Raw genomic sequence first — 18,989 nt, 5'->3', positions numbered from 1 at the left:
AGCAATACGATGAGTCTGAACCTGGTAAGTGAACATTTGCTCGCAGCGAACGGCCTGAGCCATCAGGACCTGTTCTCCATTCTTGGTCAACTGACCGAACGCCGTCTCGACTACGGCGATCTCTATTTCCAGTCGAGCTATCACGAATCCTGGGTTTTAGAAGACAGCATCATCAAAGATGGCTCATATAACATCGACCAGGGCGTTGGCGTGCGCGCCATCAGCGGCGAAAAAACCGGTTTTGCCTATGCAGACCAGATTAGCCTTGCCGCGCTTGAGCAGAGCGCGCAGGCCGCGCGTACCATTGTGCGCGATGCCGGCGACGGCCGCGTAAAAACACTGGGCGAAGTGCAGCACTCCGCGCTTTATACCAGCATCGACCCGCTGCAGAGCATGAGCCGCGAAGAGAAGCTGGACATTCTGCGTCGCGTGGACAAAGTGGCGCGCGCCGCCGACAAACGCGTGCAGGAAGTTTCCGCCAGCCTGAGCGGCGTGTATGAACTGATTCTGGTGGCGGCAACGGACGGCACTCTTGCTGCCGACGTCCGACCGCTGGTACGACTTTCCATCAGCGTGCAGGTTGACGACAACGGCAAACGCGAGCGCGGCTCAAGCGGCGGCGGCGGTCGTTTCGGCTATGACTGGTTCCTGGGCGACGTTGACGGCGAAGCGCGCGCTGACGCGTGGGCTAAAGAAGCCGTGCGCATGGCGCTGGTGAATTTGAATGCCGTCGCGGCCCCGGCCGGGACATTCCCGGTGGTGCTGGGCGCAGGCTGGCCTGGCGTGCTGCTGCACGAGGCGGTGGGCCACGGTCTGGAGGGTGATTTCAACCGTCGCGGAACGTCCGTATTCAGCGGTCAGATCGGGCAGCTCGTCTCCTCTGAGCTGTGCACCGTAGTGGATGATGGCACCATGCCTGACCGCCGCGGCTCGATTTCTATCGACGATGAAGGTACGCCAGGCCAGTACAACGTGCTGATCGAAAACGGCGTGCTGAAAGGCTACATGCAGGACAAACTCAACGCGCGTCTGATGGGCGTTGCGCCAACGGGCAATGGCCGTCGTGAATCCTACGCGCACCTGCCGATGCCGCGCATGACCAACACCTATATGCTGCCGGGCAAATCCACGCCGCAGGAGATTATCGAATCCGTGGATTACGGTATCTTTGCGCCAAACTTTGGCGGCGGCCAGGTGGACATCACCTCCGGTAAATTTGTCTTCTCCACCTCAGAAGCGTACTTGATTGAGAAGGGCAAGGTGACCAAAGCGGTGAAGGGCGCAACCCTGATTGGCTCCGGCATTGAGGCCATGCAGCAGATTTCCATGGTCGGTAACGATCTGAAGCTGGATAACGGCGTGGGTGTTTGCGGTAAAGAAGGCCAGAGTCTGCCGGTTGGCGTGGGTCAGCCAACGCTGAAGGTTGATAACCTGACGGTGGGCGGCACGGCGTAATTTTCCCCCCTCATCCCGGCCCTCTCCCCGTTGGGGAGAGGGTTAGGGTGAGGTGAAAGCCTACTCTTTCCTTCTCCCCCGCATCCCCTGAAACAGCTCCGCCACTTCCACAAAATAGTCCGTCAGATAGTTAATACAGACCTGCACCTTCAGCGGCAGCTTGTCCTTTTCGGTATACAGGGCATAGACTGGACGCGGATCGGACTGGTAGCGCGGGAAGAGGATCTCCAGCACGCCGCTGTTGATCTCATTGATCACCCACATCAGCGGCACGTAGGCGATCCCGGCGCCGGCCACCAGCCAGCGCGAAATGGTCATCGGATCGTTGGTGACGAAGCGGCCTTCTGGCAGCAGTTTGGTAGAGATCCCTTCCGGGGCAATCAGCTCAAATTCATTATCGGGGCGGACGCTGTACTCCAGCCACGAGTGGTTAGCGAGATCGGCAGGTTTCTCCGGCACACCGTACTGCGCCAGATAGCTCTTCGAGGCGCAGACCACCATCGGCATGCTGCCCAGCCGACGCGAGAACAGGCTGGAGTCCTGCAACGCGCCGACGCGGATCACCACGTCCAGCCCGTCTGCGATCAGATCCGGCGCAGGTATCCCCGTCACCAGATTCACCGTCAAGCCCGGATACTCCTTCAGCATTTCCGCCGTCATGGCAGCGAGAACATTTTGTGCCATAGTTGAAGAACACCCTATGCGCAGCGTGCCGATAGGCGTGTTGTTGAACGCATAAAGCTGTTCGTGGACATCCTGCACTTCATGCAGCATGCGGCGACAGCCCTGATAGTAAATTTTACCGGCTTCCGTCAGCCCAATGCTGCGGGTGCTGCGGTTGAGCAGCTTAACCTGCAGTTCATCTTCCAGTTTGGATACCGTCTGGCTGATGGAAGAGACGCTCATCTGAAGCTGGCGCGCCGCGGCGGTAAATGAGCCGAGTTCAACCACTTTGGCAAAGACGGACATGCGTTTTAAACGTTCCATTGTTCACTCTGGCTTAAAAGTGATTTAGATCACATATGATAGATAACAGCATAACAGTTACGTTAATATATTATTAATTACATAACGGCTGCGCCATTCTCGCCCGGCGTTTCTTGCTCTCCCGCGATGGCGTGCGCTTAAAAATTCTGAAGCCTGCACTCTCTCTTATCAAGGTCAACATGAGTCTGTTTCCCGTTATCGTGGTGTTCGGTCTGTCGTTCCCACCGATATTTTTCGAGCTTCTTTTATCACTGGCGATCTTCTGGCTGGTGCGCAAGGTGCTGGTCCCGACCGGGATCTACGATTTCGTCTGGCACCCTGCATTGTTCAATACCGCGCTGTATTGCTGCCTGTTTTACCTGATATCGCGCATGTTTGTCTGAGGTTGATGTGAAAACGCTAACAAGAAAAATCTCCCGCACTGCCATTACGATGGCGCTGGTTATCCTCGCCTTCATCGCTATTTTCCGCGCCTGGGTCTATTACACCGAATCACCGTGGACGCGTGACGCGCGTTTTAGCGCCGACGTGGTTGCTATCGCACCCGACGTGGCCGGTCTTATCACGGCGGTTAACGTTCACGATAACCAACTGGTGAAGAAAGATCAGGTGCTGTTCACCATCGATCAGCCTCGTTACCAGAAGGCGCTGGAGGAGGCGGAAGCGGACGTGGCCTATTACCAGGCGCTGGCCGCGGAGAAACGCCGTGAGGCGGGCCGTCGTAACCAGCTGGGCATTCAGGCGATGTCCCGCGAAGAGATTGACCAGTCCAACAACGTGCTGCAAACCGTACTTCACCAGCTGGCGAAAGCCCAGGCGACGCGCGATCTGGCAAAGCTCGACCTGGAGCGTACCGTGATCCGCGCGCCATCCGATGGCTGGGTGACCAACCTCAACGTCTACGCCGGGGAGTTTATCACCCGTGGCTCAACCGCCGTGGCGCTGGTTAAACAGAATTCATTCTATGTGCTCGCCTATATGGAAGAGACCAAGCTGGAGGGCGTGCGTCCTGGGTATCGCGCAGAAATCACGCCGCTCGGCAGTAACCGTGTCTTTAAAGGCACCGTCGACAGCGTCGCCGCAGGGGTGACCAACTCCAGCAGCTCTAACGATGCCAAAGGGATGGCGACGGTGGATTCCAACCTCGAGTGGGTGCGTCTGGCCCAGCGCGTGCCGGTGCGTATTCATCTGGATGAACAGCAGGGCAACCAGTGGCCAGCGGGGACCACTGCGACGGTGGTGATTACCGGTGAAAAAGATCGGGATGCCAGCCAGGACTCCCTCTTCCGTAAGATTGCCCATCGCCTGCGCGAGTTTGGTTAATCGCCATGGGTATCTTTACCATCGCCAGCCAGCACATTCGCTTCGCCGTTAAGCTGGCGTGTGCCATTGTGCTGGCGCTGTTCGTCGGCTTTCACTTCCAGCTGGAAACGCCTCGCTGGGCGGTGCTCACCGCCGCGATTGTCGCGGCGGGCCCTGCCTTCGCCGCGGGTGGAGAACCCTATTCTGGCGCGATCCGCTATCGCGGGATGCTGCGTATCATCGGGACCTTTATCGGCTGTTTTGCGGCGCTGACCATTATTATTCTGATGATCCGCACGCCGCTGCTGATGCTGATGGTGTGCTGTATCTGGGCGGGCTTCTGCACCTGGATTTCGTCTCTGGTGAAAGTGGAGAACTCCTACGCCTGGGGGCTGGCGGGCTATACCGCGCTGATTATTGTTATCACCATCCAAAGCGAACCGCTTCTCGCGCCGCAGTTTGCCGTGGAGCGCTGCAGCGAGATTGTGATTGGTATTGTCTGCGCGATTGTTGCTGACCTGCTTTTCTCCCCGCGCTCCATCAAGCAGGAAGTCGACCTTGAGCTTGATGCGCTGATGGTTGCCCAGTACCAGCTGATGCAGCTCTGCATTAAACACGGCGACAGCGAAGAGGTGGACAAAGCCTGGAGCGGGCTGGTTCGCCGTACGCAGGCGCTGGAAGGGATGCGCAGCAACCTTAATATGGAGTCATCGCGCTGGGCCCGGGCGAATCGTCGTCTTAAGGCGCTGAATACTGTCTCCTTAACGCTGATTACCCAGGCGTGTGAAACCTATCTTATCCAGAACACCCGCCCGGAAGCGGTCACTGATACATTCCGCGAGCTGTTTGCCGAGCCGGTAGAGACGGTGCAGGACGTGCATAAGCAGCTTAAGCGAATGCGTAGGGTGATTGCCTGGACCGGGGAACGCGATACCCCGGTGACGATCTACACCTGGGTCGGGGCCGCAACGCGTTATCTGCTGCTTAAGCGCGGCGTGATCGGCAACACCAAAATCAGCGCGGCGGAAGAAGAGGTGCTACAGGGGGAAGTGGTGATCAAGGCGGAATCTGCCGAGCGTCATCACGCGATGGTCAACTTCTGGCGTACGACGCTTGCCTGCATGCTCGGCACGCTGTTCTGGCTGTGGACGGGCTGGACGTCCGGCAGCGGCGCGATGGTGATGATTGCCGTCGTGACCGCACTGGCGATGCGTCTGCCTAACCCGCGCATGGTCGCCATTGATTTCCTCTACGGCACCATTGCCGCTCTGCCGATAGGTGCGCTCTATTTCCTGGTCATCATCCCCTCGACGCAACAGAGCATGCTGCTGCTCTGTATCAGCCTGGCGGTGATGGCGTTCTTTATCGGCATTGAAGTGCAAAAGCGCCGCCTGGGATCGCTGGGGGCGCTGGCGAGTACGATCAACATCATCGTGCTGGATAACCCGATGACCTTCCATTTCAGCCAGTTCCTCGACAGCGCGCTGGGTCAGCTGGTGGGCTGCTTCCTGGCAATGATGGTGATTCTGCTGGTACGGGATAACTCGCAGGCAAGAACGGGCCGCGTATTGTTGAACCAGTTCGTGTCGGCGGCCGTATCGTCGATGACCACCAATACCGCGCGCCGTAAAGAGAACCACCTGCCCGCGCTCTACCAGCAGCTGTTTTTACTGCTGAACAAGTTCCCGGGCGACATTGCGAAGTTCCGCCTGGCGTTAACCATGATTATTGCGCACCAGCGTCTGCGTAACGCGCCGGTACCGATTAACGACGATTTGTCGGCTTTCCACCGCCAGCTGCGTCGCACCGCCGACCATGTGCTTTCCGCCAGCAGTGATGACAAACGCCGTCGTTACTTTACTCAACTGCTTGAAGAGCTCGATATCTATCAGGAAAAACTCAAGCACTGGGAGGCTCCGCCTCAGGTGACCGAGCCGGTAGGGCGGCTGGTGTTTATGCTGCATCGCTATCAGAATGCCCTCACGGATAACTGACCGACGTAAAAAAACCGACGCCAAAAGCGCCGGTTTTTTTGTGGCTATACTTATTCCAGCACGTACTTACATTCAGGAAGGGAGGACACATGACGACTCAGGCGCTTCAGGACAACACCCTTTTTCAGACCGGTTATCTGGTCAATGGCATCTGGAAAACGCTGGACACAACGTTTGATGTGCTGAACCCCGCGACCGGTGAGGTCATCGCTAAAGTTGCGAAAGCGGGTAAAGCGCAAACCGAAGAAGCTATCGCAGCGGCCACCAAAGCCTTCCCGGCATGGCGTGCCAAAACCGCAAAAGAGCGTTCGGCCATTCTGTACCGCTGGTACGAACTGATTATTGAGAATAAAAGCTGGCTCGGGCGGTTAATGACCACCGAGCAGGGTAAGCCCCTGAAAGAAGCGGAAGGGGAAGTGGAGTACGCTGCCAGCTTTATCCAGTGGTTTGCCGAAGAGGCCAAGCGCGCGAACGGTGAAATTATTCCGCCGATCAAGCCTGGCTCGCGCATTCTGGCGACCCGTGAACCCATCGGCGTCGTCGCGGCCATCACGCCGTGGAACTTCCCGATGGCGATGCTCACCCGTAAATTAGGTCCGGCGCTGGCAGCCGGGTGCACCGGGGTGATCAAACCGGCCAACAACACGCCGCTCAGCGCCTTTGCGCTGCTGACGCTGGCAAAACAGGCGGGCGTGCCGGATGGCGTGCTCAACGCGGTGGCCGGAAATACCCATGAAATCAGCGATGCGATCATGGCCAGCCACGACGTGCGTAAAATCTCCTTTACCGGCTCGACCTCCGTCGGCAAAACGCTGGTGCGCAACGCCGCAGAAACCATGAAAAAAGTCTCGATGGAGCTGGGGGGAAATGCCCCGTATATCGTCTTTGAGGATGCGGACATCGAGGCTGCGGTAAAAGGCGCGATCGCCAATAAATTCCGCAATGCGGGGCAGGTCTGCGTCAGCGTGAACCGCTTCTACATTCAGGAAACCGTCTACGACAAGTTTGTGAATAAGCTCGCTGATGCGGTTAATGCCCTTAAGGTGGGGAATGGCCTTGAGGACGGCGTCGTCGTCGGGCCGCTGATTGAATCCGCCGCGGTCGACAAGGTCCGTGAGCATGTTGAAGATGCGGTCACACGAGGGGCGACCGTGCTGGCGGGCGGCAAACCCCATCCGCTGGGCGGCAATTTCTGGATGCCAACCGTGCTGGGCGACTGTCACGAAGGCATGAAGCTGGCAGAAGAAGAGACGTTTGGCCCGGTTGCGGCGTGTTTCCGCTTCACCTCGGAAGATGAAGTCATCCAGCGCGCGAATAACACGCCTTACGGGCTGGCGGCTTACTTCTACACCCAGAACCTTTCCCGGGTTTTCCGCGTTTCACAGGCCATTGAGAGCGGGATGATTGGTATTAACGAGTGCGCCGTTTCCACCGAACTGGGGCCTTTCGGCGGCGTAAAAGAGTCTGGTCTTGGACGTGAGGGATCCGTGCTGGGGCTGGAAGAGTATCTGGAAGTTAAAACCCTGCATATCGGGGGATTATAATAGACAGGGCGGCATCTGCCGCCCGCCTGGACTGGGTGGCTGGCAATGAAAACCTATACCTTTGATTTTGACGAGATCGACAGTCAGGAAGACTTCTATCGGGAATTTATCCGGGCGTTTGATCTTGAACGGGAAAGCGTGACGAATCTGGATACGCTGTGGGATGTGGTCACCGGCAGCATGCTGCCGCTACCGCTGGAGATTGAGTTTATCCATCTGCCCGATAAGTTGCGCAGACGTTTCGGCGCGCTGATATTACTGTTCGATGAAGCGGAAGAAGAGCTGGAAGGACAGCTGCGTTTCAATGCGCGCCACTGATTAAGCACAAAAAAAGCCCCTGACCAGAAGGCCAGGGGCAAGTCGTATGATGAGATACGACGAGGGTTTATTTATACAGTTCAGCCGTGGCATGCCAGTGGTCACCCTGATTCAGTTCGGTGACGCGATAGCTGCTGGCGCCCGCTTTCTCAGCTTTGGCGGCCAGTTCCTGACGAATGTCCATCGGGGAGCCGGTGACAGACGTGACGGAGACGCTGCCCATACGCTGCAGATTTTGTGCCTGATCGGCATTTACTTGCTGTACGGCTGCGCTTGCGCCGAAAGAGAGAACAGATGCCAGACCGAGGGTTGCGATGATCAATTTGGTTTTCATAGTCTTTACTCCTGAACAGGTTTTTTGCTCAACGGCGAGAAGGGTTGAACCGCTATTTTTATGCCTGGTGCCGTTGAGTGGAGATGTAGGTCTTCAGTAATTACTAAAACTTATTTGTACAGCTCAGCGGTAGCGTGCCAGTGGTCACCGGAACGCGCTTCGATGATGCGATAGGATGACGCACCTTTTTCTTCCGCTTTTTTGTTCAGCATCTCATGCATGTCCATTGGAGACGTGCCAACAGCGCCGACAGAAACCGTACCGATTGCCTCACGGGATTGTGCCTGATCAGCATTAATAGCATCAGCCGCGAAAGCACCGAAGGACAGGACAGACAGGACGCTCAGCGCCGCTACAGTAGTTTTGATTTTCATGATTCTTACCTCGTCGAATTTTTTAGTGGGGTCTTGTTTCGTGACCCTCATCACAAAATCAAGTATACACTAATAACGGTAAAAATTAATACCAGACTAATGGTTTCCTTTGTTATTACGTGTTAACTACGCTCTTTTTTATAACCAAATTGCATAAAATTGGCTGTTATTTGTTCACGCAGAGGTGCTATGTCTAAGAAAATCATATGGATATGCTATTTTGATTTTTTGTGCGATTTTTTGATTTGGCATTCACTGTGTGAATGTTAATGGGCAGTAAAAAGCACTATTTGTCAAAGCAAGAGGCAGACGAATAGAAGGGAAAACAGGGTAAGAGCAGAACGATCCCCGCAGCGGAACCGCGGGGAGAGGGGATTACAGTTCCTGTTCGAACAGAACCAGAATCGCTTCGTGGAGATCTTTCACGGAGAAGCCGCTGGCCGGTGTGGTAAAGATGGTGTCATCACCGGCGATGGTGCCGAGGATCCCCTCCGTTTTACCCAACGAGTCCAGCATGCGGGCAATCAGCTGCGCGGCACCCGGGCTTGTGTGGATGACCACAACGGCGTCGTTATAGTCGATATCCAGAACCAGATTCTTGAGCGGGCTGGAGGTGGTCGGCACGCCAAGTTCTGCCGGCAGGCAATAGACCATCTCCATCTTGGCGTTGCGGGTACGCACCGCGCCAAACTTGGTTAACATGCGGGAGACTTTCGACTGGTTGATGTTATCGAAGCCTTGTTCCTGCAGCGCCTGAACAATTTCTCCCTGAGAACTGAATTTCTCTTCTTTAAGTAGCGCCTTAAAGGCTTTTACTAATTCTTCTTGCTTAGACGAGCTTCGCATAAGTCACCCGGAAAAGGACGATAGAAACAACATTATTATGCATGTGGATGAATTTTTATGCAAATTATCTACTCAGCGCCAGGCTGAAATAATGTTATGAAAGGGAGTGATTTTATCAGATTTCGTTATCAGAAAACATGCCTGGGTCACGCGATGCAAATAAGCTTAAAAGTAAATTAAATGTTATCAAAATGATGTTGTTTTGGTGGCGTGGCAGGGTGTATTGTAACCACCTCTTAATTCGTTGCCATCTGTCATCAGATAGCTTTCTGGTGAGAGATAAAGTCGTGTGACCTCAAATTCTTTAGCTTCGAAAATTGTAATTAAAGACATGCTGATTTAAGGTCGCGGCAACGGATTTACAGATACTTAAGTTAACCATAATAAGGAGTTTAGGATGAAAGTCGCAGTCCTCGGCGCTGCTGGTGGTATCGGCCAGGCGCTTGCCCTACTACTGAAAACCCAACTGCCTTCAGGCTCAGAACTCTCCCTGTACGATATTGCTCCGGTAACCCCAGGTGTGGCGGTTGACCTGAGCCACATCCCGACCGCTGTAAAAATCAAAGGCTTCTCCGGTGAAGATGCACGTCCTGCGCTGCAGGGCGCTGATGTGGTGCTGATTTCTGCAGGCGTGGCGCGTAAGCCAGGCATGGATCGTTCAGACCTGTTCAACGTCAACGCGGGCATCGTGAAAAACCTGGTGCAGCAGATCGCTGAAGTGTGCCCGAAAGCATGCATCGGTATCATCACTAACCCGGTGAACACCACCGTTGCTATCGCAGCAGAAGTGCTGAAGAAAGCGGGTGTGTACGACAAAAACAAACTGTTCGGCGTGACCACGCTGGATATCATCCGTTCCAACACCTTCGTTGCTGAGCTGAAAGGCAAACAGCCAACAGAAGTGGAAGTGCCGGTTATCGGTGGCCACTCTGGTGTGACCATTCTGCCTCTGCTGTCGCAGATCCCGGGCGTGAGCTTCACCGAGCAGGAAGTGGCTGACCTGACCAAACGTATCCAGAACGCGGGCACCGAAGTGGTGGAAGCGAAGGCGGGTGGCGGTTCTGCAACCCTGTCTATGGGCCAGGCGGCTGCACGTTTCGGTCTGTCACTGGTTCGCGCCCTGCAGGGCGAGAAAGGCGTTGTTGAATGCGCTTACGTTGAAGGCGACGGCGAACATGCCCGCTTCTTCTCTCAGCCGCTGCTGCTGGGCAAAAACGGTATCGAAGAGCGTAAGTCTATTGGTACGCTGAGCGCGTTTGAACAAAACGCGATGGAAGGCATGCTGGACACGCTGAAGAAAGATATCACCCTGGGCGAAGAGTTCGTTAACAAGTAAAACGAAACGCCGGGCAAAAAAAACCGAAGCACTTACTGGCTTCGGTTTTTTTATGGCTGTTAGTTTGTTGCCGGGTATTCCTGAATCGTCACATGCAGCGTCATTTTCTTATCGTTGCGCATGACCTCAACAGGGATGATAGAGCCAGGGCGAATTTCGGCCACCTGGTCCATCGTCTCCAGCGCAGAGACCGCTGGCGTGCCGTTGACCGACACAATGACATCGTTGACCTGAATCCCCGCGTTAGCCGCCGGACCGCCCGGTGCCACCTCGTTGACCACGATACCCTGAATCTGATCGATACCGCCGCCCTGAGTATGCATCGGTGCAATTTCGCGCCCGCCGATACCGATATAGCCGCGGATCACGCGTCCGTCGCGGATCAGCTTATCCATAATCTTGGTCGCCAGCTGGAACGGAATAGCAAAACCGATCCCTTCTGGCGTCTCGCCGTCGTTACTTTTATCGAACGAGAGGGTATTAATGCCCATCAGTTCGCCCAACGAGTTGACCAGCGCGCCACCGGAGTTACCGTGGTTGATTGACGCATCCGTCTGCAGGAAGTTCTGCCGCCCTGACGGGTTGAGGCCAATGCGGCCGGTTGCGCTGATAATCCCCTGGGTAATCGTCTGGCCGAGGTTATAAGGGTTACCGATAGCCAGGACGACATCACCAATATGAGGCGTGCGTTTACGGTTGATCGGAATGACCGGCAAGCCGCCTGTGGCGTTAATCTTCAGGACGGCCAGGTCGGTCAGGCTGTCTGAACCTACAAGCAACGCCTCAAACACGCGGCCATCCTGCAGGGCGACGATGATCTGGTCGGCATCGTTGATCACGTGTTTGTTCGTAATAATGTAGCCGCGCTCGTCCATAATCACCCCGGAACCGAGGGTGCGGATCTCCAGCTGGTTATGCGCTGAGCTATTGAGGCCGCGGTTATACACGTTAACCACGGCAGGGGCGGCGCGGCGAACGGCCTGGTTATAGGTCGCTGGCGTTTCATCCGTGCTGTCGAACTGGGGTGCTGACAGCTTATTAAACTGACGCAAAGACGGCATCGCCAGCAGCAGCAGGCCAGCGACAATCAAACCAATGACAATGGAACGTAAGAGCTTTAAAAGCATGATGCGCGTGTCGTGATAAAAGGAACGATTTGCAGCATAACATGAGTTATCCGGACATCACACGCAGCGGTGATGTCCGGGATCGCAAATGCTTAGCGCAACAGAATGTAGATAGACTCATTGCCACGCATGACCTGCAGGGCAATGACCGCCGGTTTACTCTCCAGCACCTTGCGCAGTTCGGCAATGGACTGCACGCGATTGCGGTTCACGCCAATGATCACATCTTCCTGATGCAATCCGGCCTGAGCGGCAGGGCTGCTCTTCTCGACGGTGTCGATGCGAATGCCTTTCGTACCGTCTTTCAACTGCCCGTCGCTTAGCGTTGCTCCCTGCAGCGCCGGGGCGATAAGCTCCGCACTGGCTGAGGACGAGGTGCTCTTGTCGAGCGTTACTTCGACGTTCAACGGCTTACCGTCACGGATCAGGCCCAGCTTCACTTTGGCCCCCGGTTCGGTGGTGGCGATACGCGAACGCAGCTCAGCAAAGCTGCTCAGCGGCTTGTCGTTAAGGCTGACGATCACATCGCCCGATTTGATGCCTGCTTTAGCCGAGCCGGAGTTTGGCAGCACTTCACTGACAAACGCACCGCGTTGCACGTTGATATTGAACGCTTTCGCGATATCCGCGCTCATCTCCATGCCTTTAATACCCAACAACCCACGCTTGACTTCGCCGAACTGGATAAGCTGCTGCGCCAGCGTTTGTGCCATATTGCTCGGGATAGCAAAGCCGATCCCAACACTGCCGCCGCCCGGCGCCAGAATCGCAGTGTTAATGCCGATCAGCTCGCCGTTAAGGTTGAGTAACGCTCCGCCGGAGTTCCCGCGGTTGATTGAGGCATCGGTCTGGATGAAGTTTTCCAGCCCTTCCAGATTCAGGCCGCTACGCCCCAGCGCCGAGATAATGCCGGAGGTGGCGGTTTGCCCTAAACCAAAGGGGTTGCCCACGGCAACGGCAAAATCACCGACGCGCAGTTTGTCGGAATCCGCAATGGCAATCTGGGTCAGGTTGCTTGGGTTCTGCACCTGCAACAGCGCAATGTCGCTCTGGTCATCGCCGCCAATCAGTTTAGCGTCAAATTCGCGGCCATCGTTCAGCTGAACGCTGATTTTATCGGCCTGGCTGATGACATGATTGTTGGTCAGAATATAGCCTTTAGCCGCATCAATGATGACGCCAGAACCCAGGCCTTCAAAAGGCTGAGCCTGCTGGTTGGGGGACTCATCGCCAAAATATTTTTTCAGTTCTTCCGGTACGCGCTGGCTTTGCACCGCCGTGCCTTCTACCTGAACGCTCACGACCGCGGGCAACACTTTTTCCAGCATTGGCGCGAGGCTTGGAATGGCTGCCTGTCCCGGCACCTGCGAAGGCAGCGCCGCACCGGCAGGGTAGGATGCCGAGAGAGATAACCCGACACTTAACGCTAAAGCGCTCAACAGCTGGTTTTTTTTCTTCATTGATGCTGACTCTCGTATCCTGGAATGAAAGAAGAACGACCCACAATCATGATGATGTTATTGAATTTTATAACGCTGAACAATGAGGTGTGTGACTAAATAATAGCTGGGGACGGGAAGAAAGGACGGGCGCAAGAGATGCGCCCGTAAAATATATTCACGTTGTGCGATTAATCGCGTTTTGCGCCACCGCGCAGCAGGCCGGACGCGCCGTCAGAGTAGTCGCGTGGCATCTGGACCGGCGCCTGATCGTTACCGGCCTCTGAGTCTGCCAGACGGTTACGGAACGGGTTAGTTTCCGCTGTCATTTCCGGCAGCAGGCTGCTGGAGCTTTTCGCCATATGCTGATACAGCTGACGGTAGTCGGTCGCCATGTTGTCCAGCAGCTCGGCGCTACGGGCAAAGTGGCTGACCAGCTCTTCGCGATACTCTTCCAGCTCTGCTTTATTCTTTTCCAGTTCGTACTGCAGTGACTGCTGCTGACGCAATTTGCGGTTACCGAAACGCATGGCCACAGCACCGATCACGATGCCGACGACTAAACCGATTAGCGCATATTCCCAGGTCATGAACTTCTCCCGTTGTCTTGTTGTTCCGTAGGGTGTTGGCTCGGCTCCTGCCTGTGCCTGATAATGCCACTATAACCGCTATTTCCGCAGAAGTGGAATCCTGACGTATCATCGCGTAGTGTAGAACGGCCTTTTTTTCACCAGTCACGCCTGCCGGTGAGCGTTAATTGAAGGAATAACAATAAGATTATGCAAAACCTGTCCCCTGCATCGCGATATCAACTGGCCCTTAGCGAGGGTACGCACCAACCGGATGACGTTCAACGTGAGGCGGTAAACCGTCTGGAGACGATTTATCAGGAACTCACGGCAAAACCCGATGAAATAGAACAAAGTGGTGGGCTCAAGGCCGCATTTGGACGCTTGCTCGGCAAAAAAGCACCGCAGGCCCACGCGCCGGTGCACGGTTTATATATGTGGGGCGGCGTCGGGCGCGGAAAAACCTGGCTGATGGATCTCTTTTATCTCAGCCTGCCGGGCGCGCGTAAACAGCGCCTGCACTTCCATCGGTTTATGCTGCGGGTGCATGAGGAGCTAACCGCGCTGCAGGGCAAAAGCGATCCGCTGGAGATTGTGGCCGACAGGTTCAAGGCGGAAACGGACGTGCTCTGCTTCGATGAGTTTTTTGTTTCTGATATCACCGACGCCATGCTGTTAGGCGGCCTGATGAAGGCGTTGTTTGCCCGCGGGATCACGCTCGTTGCCACGTCGAATATCCCGCCAGATGAACTCTATCGCAACGGCCTGCAGCGGGCGCGCTTCCTGCCCGCCATCGATGCCATCAAGCAGCACTGCGACATCATGAATGTCGACGCGGGTGTTGATTACCGTCTGCGCACGTTAACGCAGGCGCACCTGTGGCTTTCGCCGTTAAACGCCGACACCACCCGCGAGATGGATAAACTCTGGCTGGCGCTGGCGGGTGCAAAACGCGAAAACGCACCGACGCTGGAGATTAACCATCGTCCGTTGCCCACCCTTGGTGTAGAAAACCAAACGCTGGCGGTCTCTTTTGCGACGCTCTGCGTGGATGCCCGCAGCCAGCATGACTACATTGCGCTTTCGCGCCTGTTTCACACCGTGATGATGCTGGATGTGCCGGTGATGACGCGGCTGATGGAAAGTGAAGCGCGGCGCTTCATTGCGCTGGTGGATGAGTTTTACGAGCGCCACGTCAAGCTGGTGGTCAGCGCCGAGGTGCCTTTATATGAGATTTACCAGGGCGAGCGGCTGAAGTTTGAGTTCCAGCGCTGCCTCTCGCGCCTGCAGGAGATGCAGAGCGAGGAATACCTGAAGCTGGAACATATGCCATAAATTCCCCCTCTCCCTGTGGGAGAGGGGCTGGGGGGGGAGGGCATCAGACCGCACAAACTCGTCCCCCGAAAAACCCATTCCAAATCACATTTAAGGGTCGATCTTTGACCTCAACTTCTCTATAATCTTGCGACCCCACGTTACGAGAAGGTTTTTTTCCCGAAACTTTCTATGTGTCGGCATGTGCTATTCGAAGGGGTAGGTTTGCCGGACTTTGTCGTGTGAACCTCAACTGACTAAACGTTTGGGTGTTCACCAACGTGTAACTTATTATTTGGGTAAGCTTTTAATGAAAACTTTTACAGCTAAACCAGAAACCGTACAGCGCGACTGGTATGTTGTTGACGCGACCGGTAAAACTCTGGGCCGTCTGGCTACTGAACTGGCTCGTCGCCTGCGCGGTAAGCATAAAGCGGAATACACTCCGCACGTTGATACCGGTGATTACATCATCGTTCTGAACGCTGACAAAGTTGCTGTTACCGGCAACAAGCGTACTGACAAAATGTACTACCACCACACCGGCCACATCGGTGGTATCAAAGAAGCGACCTTTGAAGAGATGATTGCCCGCCGTCCTGAGCGTGTGATTGAAATCGCGGTTAAAGGCATGCTGCCAAAAGGCCCGCTGGGTCGTGCTATGTTCCGTAAACTGAAAGTTTACGCAGGCAACGAGCACAACCACGCGGCACAGCAACCGCAAGTTCTTGACATCTAATCGGGATTATAGGCAATGGCTGAAAATCAATACTACGGCACTGGTCGCCGCAAAAGTTCCGCAGCTCGCGTTTTCATCAAACCGGGCAGTGGTAAAATCGTAATCAACCAGCGTTCTCTGGAACAATACTTCGGTCGCGAAACTGCCCGCATGGTAGTTCGCCAGCCGCTGGAACTGGTTGATATGGTAGAAAAACTGGATCTGTACATCACCGTTAAAGGTGGTGGTATCTCCGGTCAGGCAGGTGCGATCCGTCACGGTATCACCCGCGCTCTGATGGAGTACGACGAATCCCTGCGTTCTGAACTGCGTAAAGCTGGCTTCGTTACTCGTGACGCTCGTCAGGTTGAACGTAAGAAAGTGGGTCTGCGTAAAGCACGTCGTCGTCCACAGTTCTCCAAACGTTAATCCATTCTGCTTACGCAGAACGATTGGCGAAAAACCCGCTTCGGCGGGTTTTTTTATGGATAATGCGCAGGTTATCCACAGTAACATTTCATATATCTTCTATTTTTCCACATTTCCAGAATCCCCTCACCACAAAGCCATCAAAATCTGGTAAACTATCATCCAATTTTCTGCCCAAATATCGGTGAATACTCGCTTTTTGTTCGATTCTTGAACAATGTGTCTTCTCTGGGATGGGCGATACAACATCTGGCTGGCCCCTGTTGGGCTGGTAGCAGTAAAAATTCTGAATATACCTGGAGGTTTTCATGGCTGTCGCTGCCAACAAACGTTCGGTAATGACGCTGTTTTCTGGTCCTACTGACATTTATAGCCATCAGGTTCGTATCGTGCTGGCCGAGAAGGGTGTCAGTTTTGAGATCGAGCATGTGGAAAAGGATAACCCGCCTCAGGATCTGATCGATCTCAACCCGAGCCAAAGCGTACCGACGCTGGTGGATCGCGAGCTGACCCTGTGGGAATCCCGTATCATTATGGAATACCTGGATGAGCGTTTCCCGCATCCGCCACTGATGCCTGTTTATCCTGTTGCACGTGGTGAAAGCCGCCTGTACATGCAGCGTATCGAAAAAGACTGGTACTCGCTGATGAACGTCATCACCAGCGGCTCCGCTTCCGAAGCCGACGCTGCGCGTAAGCAACTGCGTGAAGAGCTGCTGGCAATTGCCCCTGTGTTTGGTCAGAAACCGTTCTTCCTGAGCGATGAGTTCAGCCTGGTTGATTGCTACCTGGCTCCGCTGCTGTGGCGTCTGCCAACCCTGGGCGTAGAGTTCAGCGGCCCAGGCGCGAAAGAGCTGAAAGGCTACATGACTCGCGTATTTGAGCGCGACTCTTTCCTGGCATCTTTAACTGAACCGGAACGTGAAATGCGTCTCGGCCGAGGCTAATGACTGTGGAAATGTCACAACTTACCCCACGCCGTCCGTATCTGCTGCGCGCCTTCTATGAATGGCTGCTGGATAACCAGCTCACGCCGCACCTGGTTGTGGATGTGACGTTGCCGGGCGTGCTGGTGCCGATGGAATACGCGCGTGACGGACAGATCGTACTGAACATTGCACCGCGTGCGGTGGGCAACCTGGAACTGGCAAACGACGAAGTGCGCTTTAACGCGCGTTTCGGCGGCGTGCCGCGTCAGGTTTCCGTACCACTGGCTGCGGTGCTGGCAATCTACGCGCGTGAAAACGGTGCGGGTACCATGTTCGAGCCGGAAGCGGCATACGATGAAGATGTTGCCAGCCTGAATGATGATGAAGGCATCACCGCCAGCGAAAGCGAAACGGTAATGTCTGTAATTGATGGCGACAAGCCCGATCGTGAGGACGACAACGATCCTGATGACGATCCGCCACCGCGCGGTGGCCGTCCGGCTCTTCGCGTCGTGAAATAAAAAACAGGCCCAATCGGGCCTGTTTTTTTATACTTCCAGGTAGTTCAGTATACCATCTGCGGCTTTGCGCCCTTCGGCAATCGCCGTCACCACCAGGTCAGAACCGCGAACGATATCGCCACCGGCAAAGATTTTCGGGTTGCTGGTCTGGAATGCGTTATCGCTGCCCTCTGGCGCGATTACGCGGCCCTGTGAATCCAGCTCCACGCTGTGCTTCGCCAGCCACTCCATGCTGTGAGGGCGGAAACCAAACGCCATCACCACGGCATCGGCCGGGATCACATGCTCAGAGCCTGCGACGATCTCCGCGCGACGACGGCCTTTTGCATCCGGCGCGCCCATCTCCGTGCGCGCCATCTTCACGCCGCTCACTTTACCGTTGGCATTCACTTCAATACCCAGAGGCTGGATGTTGAACTGGAACTCCACGCCCTCTTCGCGCGCGTTTTTCACTTCGCGCTTAGAGCCCGGCATGTTCTCTTCGTCACGACGGTAGGCGCAGATGACGTGCGCCGCATTCTGACGAATGGACGTACGCACGCAGTCCATCGCGGTATCACCGCCGCCCAGCACCACCACGCGTTTGCCTTCCATGCTGACGTATGGCTCATCGGCCGTTTCGCCATACCCCATGATCTGTTTGGTGTTGGCAATCAGGAACGGCAGGGCATCATAAACGCCCGGCGCGTCTTCGTTCTCCAGACCGCCGCGCATGGACTGATAGGTGCCAACGCCCAGGAACACGGCGTCGTAATCCTTCAGCAGGTCGTCGAGCTGCACGTCGCGGCCCACTTCCACGTTCAGTTTGAACTCAATGCCCATGCCGGTGAAGATTTCACGGCGACGGGTCATGACCTCTTTTTCCAGCTTGAACGCCGGGATGCCGAAGGTCAGCAGACCGCCGATTTCCGGATGACGGTCAAAAACCACCGCCTTCACGCCGTTGCGGGTCAGCACGTCAGCACAGGCCAGGCCCGCCGGGCCCGCACCGATGATGGCCACGCGTTTGTCGGTTTGACGCACGCCGGTCATATCCGGACGCCAGCCCATCTCGAACGCTTTATCATTGATATAGCGCTCGATGTTGCCGATGGTCACCGCGCCGAACTCGTCGTTCAGCGTACAGGAACCTTCGCACAGACGGTCCTGAGGGCACACGCGGCCACACACTTCCGGCAGGGTGTTGGTCTGGTGAGACAGCTCGGCGGCTTCAAAAATACGCCCCTCGTTGGCGAGCTTCAGCCAGTTCGGGATGTAGTTATGTACCGGACATTTCCATTCGCAGTAAGGGTTACCGCAGGACAGGCAGCGGTCTGCCTGTGCCTTGGCCTGGCCTTCTGAAAACGGCTCGTAGATTTCAACAAATTCAATTTTGCGGATCTTCAGCGGTTTCTTTGGCGGATCAACACGCTGCAGGTCGATAAACTGGTATACGTTCTGGCTCATCTGAATT

At 55.4% G+C, this 18,989-nt stretch carries 20 protein-coding genes; 12 read left to right on the top strand and 8 right to left on the bottom strand.

Annotated elements, in window-relative coordinates; all coding sequences use genetic code 11:
• The first annotated feature begins 9 nt into the window (after nucleotides 1–9).
• Nucleotides 10–1,455, top strand: coding sequence for a metalloprotease TldD (tldD, locus tag D5066_RS16085; protein WP_080328350.1), 1,446 nt, complete (start codon nucleotides 10–12; stop codon nucleotides 1,453–1,455).
• Between the two features lie 60 nt (nucleotides 1,456–1,515).
• On the opposite strand, the gene aaeR is transcribed toward tldD, so the two are convergent.
• Nucleotides 1,516–2,442, bottom strand: coding sequence for an HTH-type transcriptional activator AaeR (gene aaeR / locus D5066_RS16080; RefSeq protein WP_080328349.1), 927 nt, complete (start codon nucleotides 2,440–2,442; stop codon nucleotides 1,516–1,518).
• A gap of 179 nt (nucleotides 2,443–2,621) precedes the next feature.
• Here aaeR and aaeX point away from each other — a divergent pair, with 179 nt between their 5' ends.
• From aaeX to D5066_RS16055, 5 genes are all read left to right on the top strand, one after another.
• A complete protein-coding gene (gene aaeX, locus D5066_RS16075; protein WP_003860416.1) occupies nucleotides 2,622–2,825 on the top strand; it encodes a p-hydroxybenzoic acid efflux pump operon protein AaeX in 204 nt (67 codons plus the stop codon).
• Between the two features lie 7 nt (nucleotides 2,826–2,832).
• On the top strand, nucleotides 2,833–3,765 hold the full coding sequence (gene aaeA / locus D5066_RS16070; protein WP_119916521.1) for a p-hydroxybenzoic acid efflux pump subunit AaeA: 933 nt from the start codon (nucleotides 2,833–2,835) through the stop codon (nucleotides 3,763–3,765).
• Nucleotides 3,766–3,770: 5 nt separating this feature from the next.
• Nucleotides 3,771–5,738 carry a p-hydroxybenzoic acid efflux pump subunit AaeB gene (gene aaeB / locus D5066_RS16065; RefSeq protein ID WP_119916499.1) on the top strand — a complete coding sequence of 656 codons (1,968 nt, stop codon included), beginning with the start codon at nucleotides 3,771–3,773 and terminating at the stop codon, nucleotides 5,736–5,738.
• Between the two features lie 89 nt (nucleotides 5,739–5,827).
• Entirely contained in the window at nucleotides 5,828–7,282 is a 1,455-nt protein-coding gene (locus D5066_RS16060) for an NAD-dependent succinate-semialdehyde dehydrogenase (RefSeq protein WP_119916498.1), read from the top strand.
• Between the two features lie 45 nt (nucleotides 7,283–7,327).
• A complete protein-coding gene (locus D5066_RS16055) occupies nucleotides 7,328–7,600 on the top strand; it encodes a barstar family protein (RefSeq protein WP_028014596.1) in 273 nt (90 codons plus the stop codon).
• Nucleotides 7,601–7,667: 67 nt separating this feature from the next.
• Here D5066_RS16055 and yhcN (D5066_RS16050) read toward each other — a convergent pair whose 3' ends face one another.
• From yhcN (D5066_RS16050) to argR, 3 genes are all read right to left on the bottom strand, one after another.
• On the bottom strand, nucleotides 7,668–7,934 hold the full coding sequence (gene yhcN, locus D5066_RS16050) for a peroxide/acid stress response protein YhcN (RefSeq protein WP_014885424.1): 267 nt from the start codon (nucleotides 7,932–7,934) through the stop codon (nucleotides 7,668–7,670).
• Between the two features lie 110 nt (nucleotides 7,935–8,044).
• The gene (gene yhcN, locus D5066_RS16045; RefSeq protein WP_014885423.1) at nucleotides 8,045–8,308 is read right to left on the bottom strand and encodes a peroxide/acid stress response protein YhcN; all 264 of its coding nucleotides are present in this window, start codon (nucleotides 8,306–8,308) and stop codon (nucleotides 8,045–8,047) included.
• Nucleotides 8,309–8,683: 375 nt separating this feature from the next.
• Entirely contained in the window at nucleotides 8,684–9,154 is a 471-nt protein-coding gene (gene argR, locus D5066_RS16040) for a transcriptional regulator ArgR (protein WP_008502836.1), read from the bottom strand.
• 397 nt (nucleotides 9,155–9,551) lie between these two features.
• On the opposite strand from argR, the gene mdh reads away from it, so the two are divergent.
• Nucleotides 9,552–10,490 (top strand): malate dehydrogenase, encoded by a 939-nt coding sequence (mdh, locus tag D5066_RS16035; protein ID WP_014885422.1) that lies wholly within the window; start codon nucleotides 9,552–9,554, stop codon nucleotides 10,488–10,490.
• 59 nt (nucleotides 10,491–10,549) lie between these two features.
• Here mdh and degS read toward each other — a convergent pair whose 3' ends face one another.
• The 3 genes from degS to zapG form a co-directional block, all read right to left on the bottom strand.
• Nucleotides 10,550–11,617 carry an outer membrane-stress sensor serine endopeptidase DegS gene (gene degS / locus D5066_RS16030; RefSeq protein WP_080328346.1) on the bottom strand — a complete coding sequence of 356 codons (1,068 nt, stop codon included), beginning with the start codon at nucleotides 11,615–11,617 and terminating at the stop codon, nucleotides 10,550–10,552.
• 92 nt (nucleotides 11,618–11,709) lie between these two features.
• Complete coding sequence (gene degQ / locus D5066_RS16025) at nucleotides 11,710–13,077, bottom strand: serine endoprotease DegQ (protein WP_080328345.1); 1,368 nt, start codon at nucleotides 13,075–13,077, stop codon at nucleotides 11,710–11,712.
• A 170-nt stretch (nucleotides 13,078–13,247) separates the two neighbouring features.
• Complete coding sequence (zapG, locus tag D5066_RS16020; protein WP_010436126.1) at nucleotides 13,248–13,646, bottom strand: Z-ring associated protein ZapG; 399 nt, start codon at nucleotides 13,644–13,646, stop codon at nucleotides 13,248–13,250.
• A 189-nt stretch (nucleotides 13,647–13,835) separates the two neighbouring features.
• On the opposite strand from zapG, the gene zapE reads away from it, so the two are divergent.
• The 5 genes from zapE (at nucleotide 13,836) to sspB (ending at nucleotide 17,536) form a co-directional block, all read left to right on the top strand.
• The gene (gene zapE, locus D5066_RS16015) at nucleotides 13,836–14,960 is read left to right on the top strand and encodes a cell division protein ZapE (protein ID WP_119916497.1); all 1,125 of its coding nucleotides are present in this window, start codon (nucleotides 13,836–13,838) and stop codon (nucleotides 14,958–14,960) included.
• A 289-nt stretch (nucleotides 14,961–15,249) separates the two neighbouring features.
• The gene (gene rplM / locus D5066_RS16005; RefSeq protein ID WP_003860434.1) at nucleotides 15,250–15,678 is read left to right on the top strand and encodes a 50S ribosomal protein L13; all 429 of its coding nucleotides are present in this window, start codon (nucleotides 15,250–15,252) and stop codon (nucleotides 15,676–15,678) included.
• A gap of 15 nt (nucleotides 15,679–15,693) precedes the next feature.
• Entirely contained in the window at nucleotides 15,694–16,086 is a 393-nt protein-coding gene (gene rpsI / locus D5066_RS16000; protein WP_003860436.1) for a 30S ribosomal protein S9, read from the top strand.
• Between the two features lie 308 nt (nucleotides 16,087–16,394).
• On the top strand, nucleotides 16,395–17,033 hold the full coding sequence (gene sspA, locus D5066_RS15995; RefSeq protein WP_014885418.1) for a stringent starvation protein SspA: 639 nt from the start codon (nucleotides 16,395–16,397) through the stop codon (nucleotides 17,031–17,033).
• Between the two features lie 5 nt (nucleotides 17,034–17,038).
• Complete coding sequence (sspB, locus tag D5066_RS15990; protein WP_119916520.1) at nucleotides 17,039–17,536, top strand: ClpXP protease specificity-enhancing factor; 498 nt, start codon at nucleotides 17,039–17,041, stop codon at nucleotides 17,534–17,536.
• A gap of 27 nt (nucleotides 17,537–17,563) precedes the next feature.
• Here the strand turns inward: sspB and D5066_RS15985 are convergent, their stop codons facing one another.
• Nucleotides 17,564–18,982 (bottom strand): glutamate synthase small subunit, encoded by a 1,419-nt coding sequence (locus tag D5066_RS15985; RefSeq protein WP_119916496.1) that lies wholly within the window; start codon nucleotides 18,980–18,982, stop codon nucleotides 17,564–17,566.
• Nucleotides 18,983–18,989 lie beyond the last annotated feature (7 nt).

Origin of the sequence: Enterobacter chuandaensis (assembly GCF_003594915.1) — a bacterium.
Classification (GTDB): domain Bacteria; phylum Pseudomonadota; class Gammaproteobacteria; order Enterobacterales; family Enterobacteriaceae; genus Enterobacter; species Enterobacter chuandaensis.
This window is presented reverse-complemented; position numbering and strand designations above follow the sequence as displayed.